Source organism: Imhoffiella purpurea, from assembly GCF_000585215.1.
In the GTDB taxonomy this organism is placed as follows: Bacteria; Pseudomonadota; Gammaproteobacteria; order Chromatiales; family Chromatiaceae; genus Imhoffiella; species Imhoffiella purpurea.
Genome location: NZ_AONC01000132.1, coordinates 1 through 341 on the forward strand (window position 1 = coordinate 1; position 341 = coordinate 341).

At 64.5% G+C, this 341-nt stretch carries 1 pseudogene; it reads left to right on the forward strand.

The window, feature by feature from the left end:
* Positions 1-341 (forward strand): annotated as a pseudogene (locus D779_RS20750) (ISKra4 family transposase); the annotation flags it as partial.

The following is a 341-nucleotide window of genomic DNA, read 5'->3' on the forward strand; positions in this document are numbered from 1 at the left end:
GAAGGCTTCGTCGTGGCGAAAGTGGTCAGAAGAACGGGGACGACAGTGACGGTTGAGGTCACGGTGGACCTTCGGGGCACGTTGCTGGAGATGGAAGGGGCGATCCAGGAAGCGACCAATGCCGTCGGAGGTTGCGCCACCGAGGAGGCGCTGAAGCGCTTCGACACCGACGGCAGTCCGATTCGCGTCGGGGCGATGAAACTGACCGCGCGCGGGCGTGATGCCAAGGACTACCAAAGTCCATATGGAGTGGTGCGCGTCGAGCGCTTCGTCTACCAGAGCTCGCGCGGTGGGCGGATCTACTGCCCGTTGGAGCACCAGGGACGGATCATCCGCGGGGC